Annotated in this window: 16 protein-coding genes; all 16 read left to right on the top strand. The window is 63.4% G+C overall.

The window, feature by feature from the left end; all coding sequences use genetic code 11:
• The first annotated feature begins 11 nt into the window (after positions 1-11).
• The 16 genes from gltB (at position 12) to gspM (ending at position 19,032) form a co-directional block, all read left to right on the top strand.
• Positions 12-4,460 (top strand): glutamate synthase large subunit, encoded by a 4,449-nt coding sequence (gene gltB / locus AO356_RS09390; protein WP_060739553.1) that lies wholly within the window; start codon positions 12-14, stop codon positions 4,458-4,460.
• A 33-nt stretch (positions 4,461-4,493) separates the two neighbouring features.
• Positions 4,494-5,912, top strand: coding sequence for an FAD-dependent oxidoreductase (locus AO356_RS09385; RefSeq protein ID WP_039592434.1), 1,419 nt, complete (start codon positions 4,494-4,496; stop codon positions 5,910-5,912).
• A gap of 253 nt (positions 5,913-6,165) precedes the next feature.
• Positions 6,166-7,233, top strand: coding sequence for a uroporphyrinogen decarboxylase (hemE, locus tag AO356_RS09380; protein ID WP_060739552.1), 1,068 nt, complete (start codon positions 6,166-6,168; stop codon positions 7,231-7,233).
• A gap of 355 nt (positions 7,234-7,588) precedes the next feature.
• Positions 7,589-9,055 carry an N-acetylglucosamine-binding protein GbpA gene (gene gbpA, locus AO356_RS09375; RefSeq protein WP_060739551.1) on the top strand — a complete coding sequence of 489 codons (1,467 nt, stop codon included), beginning with the start codon at positions 7,589-7,591 and terminating at the stop codon, positions 9,053-9,055.
• 66 nt (positions 9,056-9,121) lie between these two features.
• Entirely contained in the window at positions 9,122-9,664 is a 543-nt protein-coding gene (locus AO356_RS09370; protein WP_060739550.1) for a cytochrome b, read from the top strand.
• The gene (locus AO356_RS09365) at positions 9,661-10,188 is read left to right on the top strand and encodes a type II secretion system protein N (protein ID WP_060739549.1); all 528 of its coding nucleotides are present in this window, start codon (positions 9,661-9,663) and stop codon (positions 10,186-10,188) included. The genes AO356_RS09370 and AO356_RS09365 overlap by 4 nt, the downstream gene beginning before the upstream one ends.
• 8 nt (positions 10,189-10,196) lie before the next feature.
• Positions 10,197-12,122 carry a type II secretion system secretin GspD gene (gene gspD, locus AO356_RS09360; protein ID WP_060743088.1) on the top strand — a complete coding sequence of 642 codons (1,926 nt, stop codon included), beginning with the start codon at positions 10,197-10,199 and terminating at the stop codon, positions 12,120-12,122.
• Positions 12,119-13,582: a type II secretion system ATPase GspE gene (gene gspE / locus AO356_RS09355; protein ID WP_060739548.1), complete on the top strand. Its 1,464-nt coding sequence runs from the start codon at positions 12,119-12,121 to the stop codon at positions 13,580-13,582. The genes gspD and gspE overlap by 4 nt, the downstream gene beginning before the upstream one ends.
• A 4-nt stretch (positions 13,583-13,586) precedes the next feature.
• The gene (gene gspF, locus AO356_RS09350; protein WP_060739547.1) at positions 13,587-14,795 is read left to right on the top strand and encodes a type II secretion system inner membrane protein GspF; all 1,209 of its coding nucleotides are present in this window, start codon (positions 13,587-13,589) and stop codon (positions 14,793-14,795) included.
• A gap of 3 nt (positions 14,796-14,798) precedes the next feature.
• Positions 14,799-15,257, top strand: a complete 459-nt coding sequence (gspG, locus tag AO356_RS09345; protein ID WP_060739546.1) for a type II secretion system major pseudopilin GspG — start codon at positions 14,799-14,801, stop codon at positions 15,255-15,257.
• A gap of 2 nt (positions 15,258-15,259) precedes the next feature.
• Positions 15,260-15,727 carry a type II secretion system minor pseudopilin GspH gene (gene gspH / locus AO356_RS09340; protein WP_060739545.1) on the top strand — a complete coding sequence of 156 codons (468 nt, stop codon included), beginning with the start codon at positions 15,260-15,262 and terminating at the stop codon, positions 15,725-15,727.
• The gene (gspI, locus tag AO356_RS09335) at positions 15,720-16,106 is read left to right on the top strand and encodes a type II secretion system minor pseudopilin GspI (protein ID WP_060739544.1); all 387 of its coding nucleotides are present in this window, start codon (positions 15,720-15,722) and stop codon (positions 16,104-16,106) included. The genes gspH and gspI overlap by 8 nt, the downstream gene beginning before the upstream one ends.
• Positions 16,099-16,632, top strand: a complete 534-nt coding sequence (locus AO356_RS09330; protein ID WP_060739543.1) for a type II secretion system protein GspJ — start codon at positions 16,099-16,101, stop codon at positions 16,630-16,632. Before gspI ends, AO356_RS09330 begins: the two co-directional genes overlap by 8 nt.
• Entirely contained in the window at positions 16,629-17,474 is an 846-nt protein-coding gene (locus tag AO356_RS09325; RefSeq protein WP_060739542.1) for a type II secretion system protein GspK, read from the top strand. The genes AO356_RS09330 and AO356_RS09325 overlap by 4 nt, the downstream gene beginning before the upstream one ends.
• Positions 17,474-18,577: a type II secretion system protein GspL gene (gene gspL, locus AO356_RS09320; RefSeq protein ID WP_060739541.1), complete on the top strand. Its 1,104-nt coding sequence runs from the start codon at positions 17,474-17,476 to the stop codon at positions 18,575-18,577. The genes AO356_RS09325 and gspL overlap by 1 nt, the downstream gene beginning before the upstream one ends.
• Positions 18,577-19,032 carry a type II secretion system protein GspM gene (gspM, locus tag AO356_RS09315; RefSeq protein WP_060739540.1) on the top strand — a complete coding sequence of 152 codons (456 nt, stop codon included), beginning with the start codon at positions 18,577-18,579 and terminating at the stop codon, positions 19,030-19,032. Before gspL ends, gspM begins: the two co-directional genes overlap by 1 nt.
• The last annotated feature ends 111 nt before the right edge of the window (positions 19,033-19,143 follow it).

Below are 19,143 nucleotides of genomic sequence, written 5' to 3'. Positions count from 1 at the left end.
AGAAAGTGTCTATGAAAGCAGGTCTGTACCAACCAGATGAATTCAAGGATAACTGCGGTTTCGGCCTGATAGCTCATATGCAGGGCGAGCCCAGCCATACCCTTTTGCAAACGGCCATTGAGGCCCTGACCTGCATGACCCACCGCGGTGGGATCAACGCCGACGGCAAGACCGGCGACGGTTGTGGCTTGCTGATTCAAAAGCCCGACGAGTTCCTGCGTGCCGTAGCCCAGGAAACGTTCGGCGTGACCCTGCCCAAGCAGTACGCCGTGGGCATGGTGTTCTTCAACCAGGACCCGGTGAAGGCTGAGGCGGCTCGCGAAAACATGAATCGCGAGATCCTGGCCGCCGGCCTGCAACTGGTTGGCTGGCGCAAAGTGCCGATCGACACCAGCGTCCTTGGCCGCCTGGCGCTCGAGCGCCTGCCGCAGATCGAACAGGTGTTCATCGCCGGCGAAGGCCTGAGCGACCAGGACATGTCGATCAAGCTGTTCAGTTCCCGTCGTCGTTCGTCCGTGGCCAACGCCGCCGACACCGATCACTACATCTGCAGCTTTTCCCACAAGACCATTATCTACAAAGGCCTGATGATGCCGGCGGACCTCACCGCCTTCTATCCGGACCTGAGCGACGAGCGCCTGAAAACCGCGATCTGCGTGTTCCACCAGCGCTTCTCCACCAACACCCTGCCGAAATGGCCGCTGGCCCAGCCATTCCGCTTCCTCGCCCACAACGGCGAGATCAACACCATCACCGGCAACCGCAACTGGGCCGTGGCCCGTCGCACCAAGTTCGCCAACGACCTGATGCCGGACCTCGAAGAACTCGGCCCGCTGGTCAACCGCGTGGGTTCGGACTCCTCGAGCATGGACAACATGCTGGAACTGATGGTGACCGGTGGCATCGACCTGTTCCGCGGCGTGCGCATGCTGGTGCCGCCGGCGTGGCAGAACGTCGAGACCATGGACCCGGACCTGCGTGCCTTCTACGAATACAACTCCATGCACATGGAACCGTGGGACGGCCCGGCCGGTATCGTCATGACCGACGGTCGCTACGCCGTGTGCCTGCTGGACCGTAACGGTCTGCGTCCGGCGCGCTGGGTCACCACCACCAACGGGTTCATCACCCTGGCGTCGGAAATCGGCGTCTGGAACTACCAGCCCGAAGACGTCATCGCCAAGGGCCGCGTAGGCCCGGGCCAGATCTTTGCCGTGGACACCGAGACCGGCCAGATCCTCGACACCGACGCCATCGACAACCGCCTCAAGTCCCGTCATCCGTACAAGCAATGGCTGCGCAAGAATGCCCTGCGCATCCAGGCGACCATGGAAGACAACGACCACGGCTCGGCTTTCTATGACGTCGACCAGCTCAAGCAGTACATGAAGATGTACCAGGTGACGTTCGAAGAACGTGACCAAGTGCTGCGTCCGCTGGGCGAGCAGGGCTACGAGGCGGTCGGCTCCATGGGCGACGACACGCCGATGGCCGTGCTGTCGCAGCGCGTGCGCACGCCGTACGACTATTTCCGCCAGCAGTTCGCCCAGGTGACCAACCCACCGATCGACCCGCTGCGTGAAGCGATCGTGATGTCCCTGGAAATCTGCCTGGGCGCCGAGCGCAACATTTTCCAGGAGTCGCCGGAACACGCCTCGCGGGTGATCCTCAGCTCGCCGGTCATTTCCCCGGCCAAGTGGCGCTCGCTGACCAACCTCGACCGTCCTGGCTTCGCGCGCCAGGTCATCGACCTGAACTACGACGAAAGCGTCGGCCTGGAAGCGGCGATCCGCAACGTCGCCGATCAGGCTGAAGAAGCCGCGCGCGCCGGGCGTACCCAGATCGTCCTCAGCGACCGTCACATCGCTCCGGGCAAGCTGCCGATCCACGCCTCGCTGGCCACCGGTGCGGTGCACCATCGCCTGACCGAAAAAGGCCTGCGCTGCGATTCCAACATCCTGGTGGAAACCGCCACCGCCCGCGATCCGCATCACTTCGCGGTGCTGATCGGTTTCGGTGCCTCGGCGGTGTATCCGTTCCTGGCCTATGAAGTGCTGGGCGACCTGATCCGCACCGGTGAAGTACTGGGCGACCTCTACGAGGTGTTCAAGAACTACCGCAAGGGCATCACCAAGGGCCTGCTCAAGATCCTGTCGAAGATGGGCATCTCGACCATCGCCTCGTACCGTGGCGCGCAACTGTTCGAGGCCATCGGCCTGTCCGAGGAAGTCTGCGAGCTGAGCTTCCGTGGCGTGCCGAGCCGCATTAAGGGTGCGCGTTTCGTCGACATCGAAGCCGAGCAGAAAGCCCTGGCCGCCGAAGCCTGGAGCCCGCGCAAGCCGATCCAGCAGGGCGGCCTGCTGAAGTTCGTCCACGGTGGCGAATACCACGCCTACAACCCGGACGTGGTCAACACCTTGCAAGCGGCCGTGCAGCAGGGCGACTACAGCAAGTTCAAGGAATACACCTCGCTGGTGGACAACCGTCCGGTGTCGATGATCCGCGACCTGCTCAAGGTCAAGACCCTCGACACGCCGCTGGACATCAGTGAAGTGGAACCGCTGGAATCGGTGCTCAAGCGCTTCGATTCGGCCGGTATTTCCCTGGGCGCCTTGTCCCCGGAAGCCCACGAAGCCCTGGCCGAAGCCATGAACCGCCTCGGTGCGCGTTCCAACTCCGGCGAAGGCGGCGAAGACCCGGCGCGCTACGGCACCATCAAGAGTTCGAAAATCAAGCAGGTGGCCACCGGTCGCTTCGGTGTGACGCCGGAATACCTGGTCAACGCTGAAGTACTGCAGATCAAGGTTGCCCAAGGCGCCAAGCCCGGCGAAGGCGGCCAGTTGCCCGGCGGTAAGGTCAACGGCCTGATCGCCAAGCTGCGTTATGCGGTCCCCGGCGTGACCCTGATCTCGCCGCCGCCGCACCACGACATCTACTCGATCGAAGACTTGTCGCAACTGATCTTCGACCTCAAGCAGGTGAACCCCAAGGCTCTGGTCTCGGTGAAGCTGGTGGCGGAAGCCGGCGTCGGCACCATTGCGGCCGGCGTGGCCAAGGCCTATGCCGACCTGATCACCATCTCCGGCTACGACGGTGGCACCGGCGCATCGCCGCTGACCTCGATCAAGTACGCTGGCGCGCCGTGGGAACTGGGCCTGGCCGAAACCCACCAGACCCTGCGCGGCAACGATTTGCGCGGCAAGGTCCGCGTGCAGACCGACGGTGGCCTGAAAACCGGCCTGGACGTGATCAAGGCGGCCATCCTCGGCGCCGAGAGCTTCGGCTTCGGCACCGCGCCGATGATCGCCCTGGGCTGCAAATACCTGCGCATCTGCCACCTGAACAACTGCGCCACCGGCGTGGCGACCCAGAACGACAAGCTGCGCAAGGACCACTACATCGGTACCGTCGACATGGTGGTGAATTTCTTCACCTACGTGGCCGAAGAGACCCGTGAGTGGCTGGCCAAGCTGGGCGTGCGTTCCCTTGAAGAGCTGATCGGCCGTACCGATCTGCTGGACGTGATCGAGGGCCAGACCGCCAAGCAGCAGCACTTGGACCTGACTCCATTGCTGGGCAGCGATCTGATCCCGGCGGACAAGCCACAGTTCTGCCAGGTCGACCGCAACCCGCCATTCGACAAGGGCGAGCTGGCCGAGAAGATGGTCGACATGGCCGCTGCGGCGATCAACGACCTGAGCGGCGCCGAGTTCGACCTGGATATCTGCAACTGCGACCGTTCCATCGGCGCGCGGATCTCCGGCGAAATCGCCCGCAAGCACGGCAACCAGGGCATGGCCAAGGCGCCGGTGACCTTCCGCTTCAAGGGCACCGCAGGCCAGAGCTTCGGCGTCTGGAACGCCGGTGGCCTGAACATGTACCTGGAAGGCGATGCCAACGACTACGTGGGCAAGGGCATGACCGGCGGCAAGCTGGTCATCGTTCCGCCCAAGGGCAGCGTCTACAAGACACAGGACAGTGCCATCATCGGCAACACCTGCCTTTATGGCGCCACGGGCGGCAAGCTGTTCGCCGCCGGCACTGCGGGCGAGCGTTTTGCCGTGCGTAACTCCGGGGCCCACACTGTGGTGGAAGGCACCGGCGATCACTGCTGCGAGTACATGACCGGTGGTTTTGTCTGCGTGCTGGGTAAGACCGGTTATAACTTCGGCTCTGGCATGACCGGCGGTTTCGCCTACGTGCTCGACCAGGACAACACCTTCGTTGACCGGGTCAACCACGAACTGGTGGAAATCCAGCGGATCAGCGGCGAGGCGATGGAAGCCTATCGCAGCCACCTGCAAAACGTGCTGAACGAGTACGTCGCGGAAACCGACAGCGAGTGGGGGCGTGAACTCGCCGAAAACCTCGATGACTACTTGCGCCGTTTCTGGCTGGTCAAGCCCAAGGCTGCCAACCTGAAATCGTTGCTTTCCAGCACTCGTGCCAACCCGCAGTGATATGCGCCTGAAGAGTTTGATGAGGTTTTAACAATGGCTGAACGTCTGAATAACGACTTCCAGTTCATCGATGTCGGGCGCAAGGATCCGAAGAAGAAACTGTTGCGTCAACGCAAGAAAGAGTTCGTGGAAATCTACGAGCCTTTCAAACCCCAGCAGTCGGCCGACCAGGCCCACCGCTGCCTGGGTTGCGGTAACCCGTACTGCGAATGGAAGTGCCCGGTGCACAACTTCATTCCCAACTGGCTGAAACTGGTGGCCGAGGGCAACATCCTCCAGGCCGCCGAGCTGTCCCACCAGACCAACACCCTGCCGGAAGTCTGCGGCCGGGTGTGCCCGCAGGATCGCCTGTGTGAAGGTGCCTGCACCCTCAACGACGGTTTTGGCGCGGTGACCATCGGTTCGGTGGAGAAGTACATCACCGACACCGCGTTCGCCATGGGCTGGCGCCCGGACATGTCCAAGGTCAAGCCGACCGGCAAGCGCGTGGCGATCATCGGTGCCGGCCCGGCGGGCCTGGGCTGTGCCGACGTGCTGGTACGCGGTGGCGTGACCCCGGTGGTGTTCGACAAGAACCCGGAAATCGGTGGCCTGCTGACCTTTGGCATCCCCGAGTTCAAGCTGGAAAAGACCGTGCTGAGCAATCGTCGCGAAGTCTTCACCGGCATGGGCATCGAGTTCCGCCTGAACACCGAGGTGGGCAAGGACGTGACCATGGAGCAACTGCTCGAGGAATACGATGCGGTCTTCATGGGCATGGGCACCTACACCTACATGAAGGGTGGCTTTGCCGGTGAGGACCTGCCGGGCGTCTACGACGCCCTGGATTTCCTGATCGCCAACGTCAACCGCAACCTGGGCTTTGAAAAGTCGCCGGAAGATTTCGTCGACATGAAAGGCAAGAAGGTCGTGGTGCTTGGCGGTGGCGACACGGCGATGGACTGCAACCGCACGTCGATTCGCCAGGGCGCCAAGTCGGTGACCTGCGCCTATCGTCGTGACGAAGCGAACATGCCCGGCTCGCGCAAAGAGGTGAAGAACGCCAAGGAAGAAGGCGTGAAATTCCTCTACAACCGCCAGCCGATCGCCATTGTCGGTGAAGACAAGGTCGAAGGCGTGAAGGTGGTCGAGACCCGTCTCGGCGAACCGGACGCCCGTGGCCGTCGCAGCCCCGAGCCGATCCCCGGTTCCGAAGAGATCATCCCGGCCGACGCCGTGGTCATCGCTTTCGGCTTCCGCCCGAGCCCGGCGCCGTGGTTCGAGCAGTTCAGCATCCAGACCGACAGCCAGGGCCGCGTCGTAGCGCCGGAGCAGGGCCAGTACAAGCACCAGACCAGCAACCCGAAGATCTTCGCCGGTGGCGACATGGTCCGGGGTTCCGACCTGGTGGTGACGGCGATCTTCGAAGGCCGCAATGCGGCGGAAGGGATCCTGGATTACCTGGGGGTCTGATCACTTCCTAACGCTGGAATGCGATCAAAATGTGGGAGCGAGCTTGCTCGCGATAGCGGTGGATCAGTCGACGAGCGTGTTGAATGTGACGCCCTCATCGCGAGCAAGCTCGCTCCCACAATTGCTTTGTGGTGTTGCTGAATATTGCATGGCACCGCGACAAATTGCCCCGATAGATAAAAGGCACGGCTCTTGCCGTGCCTTTTGCGTCGCGCTCTGAGAAAATGCCCGCACTTTTTTTCCGGATGCCGACATGACTGCCCTGAAGAACGACCGTTTCCTTCGCGCCCTGCTCAAGCAACCCGTGGACGTCACCCCTGTATGGATGATGCGCCAGGCCGGTCGCTATCTGCCGGAGTACCGCGCCAGCCGCGCCAAGGCCGGTGACTTCATGAGCCTGTGCATGAACCCCCAGTTCGCCTGCGAAGTCACGATGCAGCCGCTGGACCGTTATCCGCAGTTGGACGCGGCGATCCTGTTCTCCGACATCCTCACCATTCCCGACGCCATGGGGCAGGGCTTGTACTTCGAGACCGGCGAAGGCCCGCGCTTCAAGAAAGTCGTCAGCACCCTGGCCGACATCGAGGCCCTGCCGATTCCCGATCCGCAGAAGGACCTGGGCTACGTCATGGACGCGGTCAGCACCATTCGCCGTGAACTCAACGGGCGCGTGCCGCTGATCGGTTTCTCCGGCAGCCCCTGGACCCTGGCGACCTACATGGTCGAAGGCGGTTCGTCGAAGGACTTCCGCAAGACCAAGGCGATGCTCTACGACAACCCCCAAGCCATGCACCTGTTGCTGGACAAGCTGGCCCAGTCGGTCACGTCCTACCTCAACGGCCAGATCCTGGCCGGCGCGCAAGCGGTGCAGATCTTCGATACCTGGGGCGGCAACCTGTCGGCGGCGGCATACCAGGAGTTTTCCCTGGCCTACATGCGCAAGATCGTCAGCGGCCTGATCCGCGAGCACGAAGGTCGCACAGTCCCGGTGATCCTGTTCACCAAGAACGGCGGCCTGTGGCTGGAAAGCATCGCCGAGGCCGGCGCCGACGCCTTGGGCCTGGACTGGACCTGCGACATTGGCAACGCCCGCGAACGTGTCGGTCACAAGGTCGCCCTGCAAGGCAACATGGACCCGACCGTGCTCTACGCCAAGCCTGAAGCCATCCGCGCTGAAGTCGGACGCATCCTGGCCAGCTACGGCAGTGGCAGCGGTCATGTGTTCAACCTCGGCCATGGCATCACCCCGGAAGTCGACCCCGAACACGCCGGCGCCTTCCTGCGGGCGGTGCATGAGTTGTCGGCGCAATATCACGTCTGATTGCTGCCCCTGTCACCCAGCCTGTCCGGACCTGTGCCGGACAGGCTTTTTATTGCTCGCGTGTTTAACGATCCGCCATAAACCCAGCCGGTAGTTATGCCTGATGTGTTTGTTTGTGTTTATTTATCTTTTTTTTCGATAGTTATTTCTATTCGTAAGAAGTTTCTCAAGTTATGTAGGGGAAATTGATTCAGAGATCATTCCTTCTAAGTTGAGAGATTTGTCCTACACATGAAATATTCAACTTTCTATAAGGTTCCTGGCACTTGCAAGGGCAGGCGCTGAGCGGTCTGGCGCACCTTTCAAGAGGACGGTGATACGTCTTTCATTTTTGATGACTAGTCTGGAATTTTATATGAAGAACAACTTCAACAAGAGCAATGTGTTAACGGGGTGTGCGTCCTCGCTAGTTCTGTTGTCGGCCATGGCGGCATCCCAAAGTGTGCTGGCCCACGGTTTCGTCGAAGTACCGCCTTCTCGTGCATTGTTGTGCCAGAGAGGTGTCAACCAGCACTGCGGCGACGCGCAATACGAGCCGCAGAGTACCGGCGAAACCTTCAAGGGTTTCCCGAATGGAGCCGGTGGCGGACCACTGCAAGGCCCTGTCGATGGCAAGATCGCCAGCGGCGGCAGTGCCCTGTTTTCTGCCCTTGATGCGCAATCGGCTTCGCGCTGGCACCTGACTGAAATCAAGGACCGCAACATTGTCTTCCAATGGCAATACTCCGCAGCGCACCCGGCGACCAAACATGAGTATTTCATTACCCGCGACGGTTGGAACCCGAACGAAGTGCTCAAGCGTGCCTCGTTCGACACCACGCCGTTCTGTACGGTGGATGGCGGTAATCAAGTTCCGGTAGCAGGTGCCCCGCACAACTGCGTCATTCCCGACAGCAAGACAGGTCATCACGTCGTCCTGGCGGTCTGGACGGTGGGCGATACCGACAACGCGTTCTACAACCCGATTGATGTGAACATCCTCGCCGAAGCCGCGTTGCCGGGCGGCTGGTCGGCGGTGGGCAGCATTGCGCCATCGACCCCGTTGCTGGTGGGCGACAAGGTCAAGGCCCGGGCATTCTCCGCCAGCGGCGAAAATGCCGAGTACAGCCTGGAAATCAGCATCGACAACGCTGAGGAAGGCAAGGCGGAAAACTGGTCGTTCAAACTGGCCGAGGCCCTCAACAAGGCTTATCCGCTCATTCGTGCCGGTGTTCGGGACGAGGACGGCAACATCGCGCCGGCCAAGGGCGCCAACAGTCTGTATGCCCAGAAAGAAAGCGCTGTGACGCGCTACGAAGTGCAACTGGACATGCGCGAAGACGCCAGCGCCAGCATGGAGATTTCCTCCCTGCAGCCCGAGTACGTCCTCGACAAAGGGCGGGTCAGCATGGCGTTCACTGCGCAGACAAACCGCAGCATGAATCTCGAAGCCACTCTGTTCGATGAAAAGAACAAGCAGGTGGGTGTCGTGAGCCAGACCGTGGGCGCAGGCAGCACCGGCCTGAACCTGGACGTGCGCAGCGCCCCAGGCGCGCACACCCTGACGCTGGTGGGGACTACCGTAGACGGCCGTACCACTCGCCAGGAGACCCAAGCGGTCACCCTGACCGGCGAGGGCGTAGGCATCGAGTACGACTTCGAATTCCCTAATGGCATCAGCGAGTACACCGCCGGCACGAAAGTGCTGCAGCGCGCGACTGACGAAGTCTTCGAATGCAAGCCGTTCCCAGCGTCCGGCTACTGCAAGCAATACACCCCGACGTCGAACGGTTTCGAGCCAGGTGTCGGTGCGTCGTGGCAAAGCGCCTGGGACAAGCTGTAAGTCCTGACAGGCACGGCCCCGGGCGACTCGCAAGGTTGCCTGGGGCCTTCAGACGAGAACGCAGTGATGTCTATCAATTACTCAAGGCGGCGGGTGCTGCTGCACTGGCTGTCGGCGGTCATTATCCTGTGGGCGTTGGCGTCCGGTTTTTATGTGGCGTTCAACCCGGTGTCCGCTTCGACCCAACAATGGGTCGGGTCATTCAATGTGTCGCTGACCACGCTGTTCATTCCGTTTTTCGTATGGCGGACCTGGCTGTTCGTGTGCGAACGGGAGCCCCAGGGGACGGCGCTTTCCTTGAACAAGAGGCTGGCCTTGGCGGTGCACGCGCTGATCTACCTGGTGATCGGCGTCGTGCTGGTGACCGGCGTGCTGATGATGAAAAGCGCCATCAGTGTCTTCGGCCTCGTTCGATTTCCTCAGCCATTGGCTGATCCGGTGTTGATCGAACTGGCCAACACGATCCACGTGCAGTCTTGCATGGTGCTTTCGATGCTTGTCGCGTTGCACCTGTGCGCGGTGCTCTGGCATGAGTTTTCCGGGCGTAGGGTGGTGCGCCGGATGTCCTTCGCCAAGCCGGTGGTCACCCTCCCGCGAGTGCAAAGTTGAGCCTGCCGGTGCGGGTCGGCAGCCGTTTGCCGACGCTGGCGCTGGTGCTCGTGCCGCTGCTCTATGGGGCATTGCTGGCCGGGCAGGAGTGGCGTTTTCGCCAGGCATTGGGCCGTGACGTACCGGTGGTGAGCGACTCGCCGGTGGCGCCGCATCGTGACTTGCCCAATGTCCAAGCGGTGGCGACTGTGCTCGGCCTGGCGCCTGAAGGTGCCCAGGCGCCAAGCGCCGAACCGATCACGTTGCAAGCCAGTTTTGTCGCTGGCCAAGGTTTGTCGCGGGCCTTGCTGGCGGACGCCGCCGGCCCGCGCATTTACCAGGTGGGCGAGCGTTTGCCGGGTGGCAGCGTGCTGCGCCGGGTCGAGGCCAGCCATGTGACGTTGTGGCGTAACGGACGTGAAGAGCGCTTGGCCCTGCAACCCGCAGCCAAACCCCTGCTGCGCCGGCTGAGCCTCGAAGACGGGGGCCATGCCGCGCCGCATTCCTCGCAATACCTACGCCCGGTGGCCGGGCAATCAGAGTGATCGAATTCATGAACAGCTTTATCCGGGGCCGTGTTTCGCGTGTCCTGTTCTGCCTCGCCGCGTCTTGCCTGCTGACGCCCGCCGGTTTGTTGCAGGCCGAAGAGGTTCAGTGGCAACTGGCGATGAACAACGCGGAACTGCGCGATGTGGTCGAAGAGTTCTCCGCGATCCTGGGCAAGACCGTGGTGCTCGACCCCCGAGTGTCGGGGCGCATCACGGTCATGTCCCGTGAGGCGCTGGACCGCGAAGGGGTGCGGCGGTTGTTCTATTCGGTACTCGATGCCCATAACTTCACCGTGATTGACGAAGGCGAGCGGATCCTGATCACGCCGGTCAGCGATGCCAAGACGCGTGCCGGTGTCGCCGATGAACACAGCGCCACACCGTCGCAGTTCGTCACCCGGGTCCTCGACCTGCAATCGAGCATCGCCGCCGATGTCGCCGGGCTGATCCGCCCCTTGGTATCGGCCAATGGTTACGTCGGTCCTTCGGTATCGTCCAACGCCCTGGTAGTCACCGACACCGCCGCCAACGTCCAGCGCATCGCCGGCGTGGTGCAACGGTTGGATTCAGGACGCAACCGCAATCACGTGGTGGTGCGCTTGAAGCACGCCCAGGCCGGGGACATCGCCCCACTCGTGGAAGCCTCCGGCGGCAAGCGCGAGGGGGATACGGCGGGCGTGGTGATCGCCGACGGCCGCAGCAATCGGCTGGTGATCATCGGCGCGCCAGCGGTGCGTCAACGCCTGGTCGACCTGGCCCGGACCCTGGACGTGCCGGCAGCCGCCTCCCAGGACAACGCGCGGGTCATCCGTCTGCGTCACAGCGATGCCAAACAGTTGGCCGAGGTATTGGAAGGTGTCGGCCAGGATAGGAAAACCACGCCGGCCCTCGCTGGCCAACGGGAAACCGCGGGGGCCAGCCCCTTCAGGATCAAGGCCGATGAAAGCCAGAATGCCTTGGTCTTGATCGCCGAGCCGGCCCAGGTCCGCATCATCGAGAACATCGTCCGGGAGCTGGACCAACCCCGGGCCCAGGTGCTCATTCATGCAGCCATCGTCGAGGTGAGCGGAGATATCTCCGAAGCGCTGGGGGTGCAGTGGGGACTCAAGAGCGGCAGCGCGACAGGGAGCATCAACTTCCCGGGAACCGACATCCCGATCATCGGCCTGGACTTCAACAAGCTGGATAAAACCAAGGAAAGCGCATTCCTGCGCCTCGGTGGCGATCGCTTCAGTGCACTGGTCTCGGCGCTGGCGAGCAATGCCCACAGCAACCTGCTGTCCACCCCCAGCCTGCTGACCCTGGATAACCAGGAAGCGGAAATCATCGTGGGCCAGAACGTTCCGTTCAAGACGGGTTCCTACGCCACCAGCGGCAACGGCGCGGACAATCCGTTCACCACTGTGGAGCGCAAGGACGTGGGTATCAGCCTCAAGGTCAAGCCTTACATCAACGAAGGCTCGACCTTGCGCCTTGAAGTCGAGCAGGAGGTGTCGGACATCGCGCCGTCGGTCTCCGGTGTGGACTCCTCGGACCTGATCACCAACAAGCGCGCCTTGAAGAGCACGATCCTGGCGGACGATGGCGAGATCATCGTGATCGGCGGCCTGATCCGCGACAGTGTCCGCAGCCAGCAAAGCGGTGTGCCGCTGCTGCGCAGTATTCCCTACTTGGGCGCGTTGTTTCGCTGGAACCGCGACACCCAGACCAAAAGCAACTTGATGGTGTTCCTGCGCCCGACCATCGTGCGCAGCAGCGAAGACCTGGCCGATGTGAGCCGGCAACGCTACGACGCGCTCCGGGAGTTGAGCAAACCTGGCTCGCGGAAAAACAATTCGCTGCTGCTGCCCCGGGACGCCCGCCAGTTGTTCGAATCGTCTGCGCAGGAGCCGGTGGTCGACCTGCTTGCACCGCAGCCGGAGGGCCTGTGAGCGAGCCGTTGCCCTTTGGTTTCGCCAGGCGCCTGGGCGTGCTGCTGGAAGGCGCGGGGCCGACCTTGAGCCTGGCGATGCGCAGCGACACGCCCCTGACTGCCGTGGCTGAAGTCCGGCGTCTGTGTGGGCGGGATCTACCTGTACAGGTCCTGGCGCCGGCGCAGTTCGCCGCACGCCTGGCCAGCGTCTATCGCCAGGGCCAAAGCGCCGCCGAGCAGGTGGCCCAAGGCCTGGACGAGGAACTGGACCTGCTCAGCCTGGCCGACCAGATGCCGCAGACCACCGACCTGTTGGAGCAGCAGGGTGATGCGCCGATCATTCGCCTGATCAATGCGCTGCTCAGCGAGGCGGTCCGCGAGCATGCCTCGGATGTGCACCTGGAAACGTTCGAGCAATACCTGTCGGTGCGCATGCGCATCGATGGGCAGTTACAGGAAATGCTGCGCCCGCGCCGGGAACTGGCGAACCTGCTGGTGTCGCGGATCAAGGTCATGGCGCGCCTGGACATCGCCGAAAAACGCGTGCCCCAGGACGGCCGGATGGCGTTGCGCCTGGCCGGGCACGAGGTCGATGTGCGGGTCTCGACCCTGCCTTCGGCCCATGGCGAGCGGGTGGTGTTGCGCTTGCTCGACAAGCAGGCCGGGCGTCTGGATCTGCAACGCCTGGGCCTGCCCGACGACACCCTGGCGAGCCTGCGCCAGTTGCTCGGCAAGCCCCATGGCATCGTGTTGGTCACCGGGCCCACGGGGTCGGGGAAGACCACCAGCCTGTACGCGGCGCTGAGCAGCATCAACGACCAGAGCCGCAACATCCTCACGGTCGAAGACCCCATCGAATATCACCTGCCGGGTATCGGCCAGATGCCGGTCAACCCGAAAGTCGACATGACCTTCGCCCGCGGCTTGCGGGCCATTTTGCGCCAGGATCCGGACGTGGTGATGGTCGGCGAAATACGCGACCGCGAGACCGCCGAAATCGCCGTCCAGGCGTCGCTGACCGGGCACCTGGTGCTCTCGACCCTGCACACCAACACCGCCGTCGGCGCGGTCACGCGGCTGGTGGACATGGGCGTGGATGCGTATCTGCTGGCGTCGTCCCTGGCCGGCATCGTCGCCCAGCGTTTGTTGCGCTGTCTGTGCCCCTCCTGCAAAGCCCCTTATGTGGCCGACGCCGCCACGTGTCGGCGCCTGGGCCTCGACGCCGATGCCGCGCCCAAGTTGTTCAAGGCCCAGGGCTGCGAGCGATGCCAGAAAGGCTATCGCGGGCGCTTCGGCATCTATGAGCTGGTGCATGTCAACGCCGCCCTGTCGCAGTTGATTCACCAGGGCGCCACCGAGCAGGCGCTAGCCGCCGAGGCCCGCAAAACCTCCCGCAGCCTGTTCCAGGACGGTCGCCAGCGCGTGCTGGAAGGCCTGACCAGTGTCGACGAACTGCTGCGCATTACCCAGGAGGATTAGCGCCATGCCGACCTTCGATTATCGGGCCGAAAACCCCCAGGGCCGACGCTGCAAGGGCCGCGTGGAAGCCGACAGCCCCCGCCATGCTCGCCAATTGTTGCGCGAGCGTGGCTTGCTGCCCAGCGAACTGGCGCAAGCCAAGGACCAGCGAGTCCTGGGCGGGCGCCATGCCGGGGGGCGTTTGGGGCCGGCGGATCTGGCGTTACTGACGTTGCAGCTGTCCACCTTGATCCAGGCCGGCCTGCCCCTTGAGGAGTCCCTGGGGGCGGTGGCGCAACAGAGCCAGAAACGCCGCGTTGCCCACCTGCTGGCGGCGGTGCGCAGCCGGGTGATGGAAGGCCACGCGCTGGCGACGGCACTGAGGGCCTTCCCTCAAGCGTTCCCCGAACTGTTCTGCGCCACGGTCGCGGCGGGCGAGCAGTCGGGTCACCTGGGCCAGGTGTTGGAGCAACTGGCGAGCTACACCCAGGCGCGCCAGGCCTCGCGCCAGCGTATTCAACTGGCGTTGGTGTACCCGCTGATCCTGATGCTGGCCTGTGTCGCGATTGTCGCGTTCCTGCTGGGTTATGTGGTGCCGGATGTGGTGAAGATTTTCATCGACAGCGGTCAGCCGTTGCCCTGGCTGACCCAAGCGCTGATCGCCGTGAGCGATGGCTTGCGCCGCCATGGCCTGGTGCTGCTCGGTGCCCTGGCCGGGCTGTTCGGGTTGTGGCGCTGGAGCCTGCGCCAACCGGCGTGGCGCCTGCGCTGGCATCGCTTGTTGCTGCGGCTGCCGCTGCTGGGCGAGGTGCTGCGGGCGATGGAGGCGGCGCGATTCGCCAGCACCTTGGCGATCCTGAGCAAAAGCGCGGTGCCGCTGGTGGAGGCCTTGCACATCGCCGCCCAGGTGATCGGCAACCTGACGATCCGCGCCCGCATGGCGGACGTTGCACGCTCGGTACGTGAGGGCGGGACCCTGACCCGTGGCCTGGAGCAGGGCGGTGATATTCCGCCGCTGATGCTGCACATGATCGCCAGCGGCGAACGGGCCGGCGAACTCGACAACATGCTGGCCCGGGCCGCCGAACAACAGGAGGCCAGCCTCGCGGCGCGCATCGCGTTGGTGGTGAGCCTTTTCGAACCGGCCATGTTGGTGCTGATGGGTGGCGTCGTGCTGCTGATCGTCATGGCCATCCTCCTCCCCATCCTGAGCCTCAACCAATTGGTGAACTGAACGATGAAACTCCAAAGCAAGCGACCCGCACGCCAGCAACAACGTGGTTTTACCCTGATCGAAATCATGGTGGTGGTGGTCATCATTGGCGTACTGGGCGCCATCGTCGTGCCGCAGTTCATGAGCCGACCCGACCAGGCCAAGGTCACGGCCGCCCGCACCGATATCCAGGCGATCGCCACGGCCCTGGAAATGTACCGCCTCGACAACTTCCAGTACCCCTCGACCCAACAAGGCCTGGAGGCGTTGAGCAAACGCCCGTCCGGTACCCCCGCGGCCAGGAACTGGAATCCCCAGGGTTATCTGAAAAGCTTGCCGGTCGACCCTTGGGGCACGCCCTACCAGTACCTCAATCCTGGGCACAAATCCCTCGATGGCGGCTATGACCTCTACTCCCTGGGCGCCGATGGCGTGTCGGGTGGTGAAGGGATGGCGGCCGACATCGGCAATTGGGCCGAGTGAACATGCCGCGCCGTTGCCGGGGCTTCACCTTGTTGGAGCTGATGGTCGTTATCGTCTTGATCGGCGTCCTGGGGGGCATGGTCCGCTTCGCCACCGGGCCGGGCCCGGCGCGTGAAGCCCGCCAGCAAGCCCGGGACTTCGTTGCGCTGGTGCAGCAGTTGCGCGAGCGGGCGGTACTGGATGGGCAGGAATATGGTGTGCACGTGCAGCCCGGCGGTTATCAGGCGTTGCGACTCGACGTCCAGGGTTGGACGGCCGTGTCGATGCCGCATCGATTGCCCGAGGGCTTGACGCTCGGGCTGGAGCTGGACGGTCATGTCCTATCGCTCGATGCCATTCACGGCTCACCCCAGTTGCTGATGCTCAGCAGTGACGAGATCAGTCCGTTCAAGCTGTTCATCAACGTCGCAGGGCAAGCGGTTGCCCGGGTGTCGAGCGATGGCCTGGCGGAGCCGCTGATCGATGAGTAACGCGCGCAGGCAGGCCGCCGGTTGCCAGGGTTTCACGTTGTTGGAAGTCATGATCGCCCTGGCGATTTTCGCGACGTTGGCGGCGGCCGTACTCTCGGCCAGCCAGTTCGTGCTCAAGCAAAGCGTCACACTTGAGGAGCGTCTGTTCGGCGCCTGGCTGGCGGACAATCAACTGAGCGAACTGCGCCTGGAAGTCATCACGTCGCCCGGACAACAGCGACTGAACCGGCACCTGGATCGCCGCGCTTGGGTCTTGCAACAGCGTATCGCCCCGGCCCGTGATGGACGACTGTTGCAGGTCGAGATCCAGGTCAGCCGCGACGACAGCGCGGCCGTCGCGCACCGCACCATCGGCTGGATCCGCAGCCATCATGAATAGGCAAGCGGGTTTCACCTTGCTGGAGCTGGTCATCGCCATCGCCATTTTTGCCTTGCTCGGCCTGGCCAGTTGGCGGTTGTTCGATGGGGTCGTGCGGACCCAGCAGGGAGTCGCTCAACATGAGCGCGAAATCAGGGCCTTGCAGCGCGCTGTCGGCGTGATCGAACGGGATGTGTGGCAGGCGGTTGCCGACTCGGTCGTACTCGCGCCCGGGCATTTGCAGTTGCAGCGCAGCCATTGGCGCAACCCACTGGACCAGCCTCGCAGCGAACGGCAGACAGTGAGCTATCAGCTCAAGGGCGGCACGTTATGGCGCGAGAGTGTCGGCGAAGGCATGACGCTTGTGCAGCGGCAGATATTGCTCGACGACGTCCGCAGCCTGAGCTGGCGCGTGTTCGACCGGCAACGGGGCTGGCGCAGTGAAACCGCGAGCGGCACCGCGCCGTTGGCGTTGGAGTTGAGCGTGTCTGCGGGGCGTTTCGAACAGGTCCGCCGGGTGCTGCTGTTGCCGGAGGCGTCGCCATGAAGCGCCAACGCGGCGTGGCGCTGATCAGCGTGCTGCTGGTGTTGAGCCTGGCATTGCTGCTGGTCGGTGGGCTGTTGCGCAGCCATCGCCTGCTGTTGCACAGCAGCGCGCAGCAACTGCAACAGGTCCAGTTGCGGCAATTGGGATTGGCTGGGGAAGACTGGGCGCGGGTGGTGTTGGAAAACAGTGGGATAACGCCCTCCGGGCCCGTTGACCTGAGCCAGGATTGGGCCCGGCTCGGGCCTGCCATGGAAATGGACGGCGCCGCGCTGCACATCGGTATCGAGGATTTGTCCGGGCGCCTGAATCTCAATGGGCTGCTGGCCCAGGGGCAAATCGATCAGGTCAGCCTCGGTCGCTGGACCCGCTTGCTGGCCTCGCTGGATCTGCCGTCGCTGTCGTTGCCCCAGGTCGGACCGATACAGGAGTTGAGTCAACTGCGCCTGTTGCCGGGCATCGACGGCCCGACGCTACAGCGCCTGGAACCCTGGGTGGCGTTGCTGCCCAAGGACGCGCGGATGAACATCAATACCGCGCCGCAGCGCGTGCTGATGACCCTCGATGGCATGGAGGCCGGGGCTGCCCAGGCGTTGGTCAACCAGCGTCGCCACGCGCCATACCCCAGCGTGCAGGCGTTTACCAACGACCCGTTGCTGTCCGGCGTGGGCCTCAGCAGCCATGGGTTGGGGGTGGGCAGTCGCTGGTTTCGAATCACCGTGAGCGTGATCCATGCCGACAGCCGTCTGCGCCTGGCCTCGGATATCGAGCGTGATGCTGTCAGCGGGCGCTGGACGGTTCGTCAGCGACGTTTCTTACCCTTCAGTCCCAGTGAGCTTCCTTGATGAAAACCTGGCTTTACCTGACCGCCGAGGGCCTGTCCGCACCTTGTGCCAACTGGCCGTGCTGCGTGTGGTCGCCCAGCGGCGAGCGTCGTCGCCTGCCGTTGCACGAGGCGGCCGGCGAGTTGAGCGGCCGGCCCGTCGATGTGCTGTTGCCGATGGAAATGTGCAGTTGGTTGCGCAGCGATCCGTGGCCCTCTCGACGCCAGCCCCGGCCCCAGGCCCTGGCATTCGCCATCGAAGAACAACTGAGTGAAAACCTGGAGGCGCTGCACATCAGCGTCGGCCCGCGGGACCGTCAGCACCGCTATCCGCTGATGGTGACGGAACGCGCCCGGTTCCAGGCGCTGCTGGCGCTGCTCGTCGAGCAAGGCATCGATACGCGGGCGGTGCATGTCGATGCCGACCTGCTTGCCGAGGACCAGGCATTGGGCGTGCGTTGGTTCGGGCGCTGGTTGTTGGGCGCAGGGCTGCCGGCACGGCTGGCGTTGTCGGCACGGGCCCTGGCGGCGCTCAAGCCCGGCCTGCCCGAGGACATTCACTGGCTGGACGAAGAGCGCGATTGCCCTGGCATCGATGAATGGCTGCTGAGCGCGGGTGGACGCCCCATCGACCTGTTGCAAGGTGAGTTCCGTCGACGTGGTCGACCGCTGCCATGGCGTGGTGTTTCGGCGGTGGCACTGGGCATGTTGGTGCTCACCTGGGCCTTCGGCGACGCCCGCATACGTTTTCTTGAACGCGAAACCCGGCTTTTGTATGCCCAAAGTGAGCAGCGGTTCAGGTCGCTGTACCCCGGGCAGGAGCGGATCGTCGACCTGGCGGCGCAGTTCCAGGCATTGCAGAATCGGCGCGGGCAAAGCCACGACACTCAGGTCGCGCGCCTGACCCGTCTGACCGAGCAGGTCATTGGCGCCAGCAACGTCGAGGTGCAGCGCATCGATTTTCGTGAGGGCGAAGGCTGGAAGATCCAGCTGACGGCGAACAGTTTCGTCGAGCTTGAACAACTGCGTGAACGCGGGCAGCAAAACGGCTTGCCCGTCACCCTGGGCAGCGCGAGCAAACAGAACAATCGGGTGCAGGCCATCCTCACACTGGAGAACAGTTGATGAATGTCGATCGATGGCGGGTCTTGAAACAGACGTGGGGAAGCCTGTCGCGCCGAGAACAAGGGCTGTTGCTGGGGCTTGCCGGGGCGTTGTCGGTGGCGCTGGCCTACACCGCGATTTGGCAACCGACCTGGCAACGACGGGAAGTTGCCGAACGCCAGTATCAACAACAGGCCGAGCTGAACGCCCGGATCCAGCGTGCCGAACCCACCCGGGACATGACTGTCGCCACGCGGCCCTTGTCGGTGCGCGTCAATGAAAGTGCGACAGCGGCGGGGTTGGGCATGGCGCAAATGGAGGTCGACGGCGACTCGTTGCGACTCGCCGTCAGTGGTGAGGCGAGTGCGTTGCTGCATTGGTTGGATCAACAGGAACGAGAGGGCGCGGTGCTGCAGTCGCTGACGTTGGAAGTGGAGAATGGTGTGTTGGGCGCGCGAGTGGTTTTGCGCCAATGACACACGGCAGTTTTGATCAGGGCACGAGTGGCCTTTGTGGCGAGGGAGCTTGCTCCCGCTCGGCTGCGCAGCAGTCGTAAACGGGTTTACAGGGTTTACCTGTTGCACCGC

Origin of the sequence: Pseudomonas fluorescens, from assembly GCF_001307275.1 — a bacterium.
GTDB lineage: Bacteria > Pseudomonadota > Gammaproteobacteria > Pseudomonadales > Pseudomonadaceae > Aquipseudomonas > Aquipseudomonas fluorescens_AA.
This window is presented reverse-complemented; position numbering and strand designations above follow the sequence as displayed.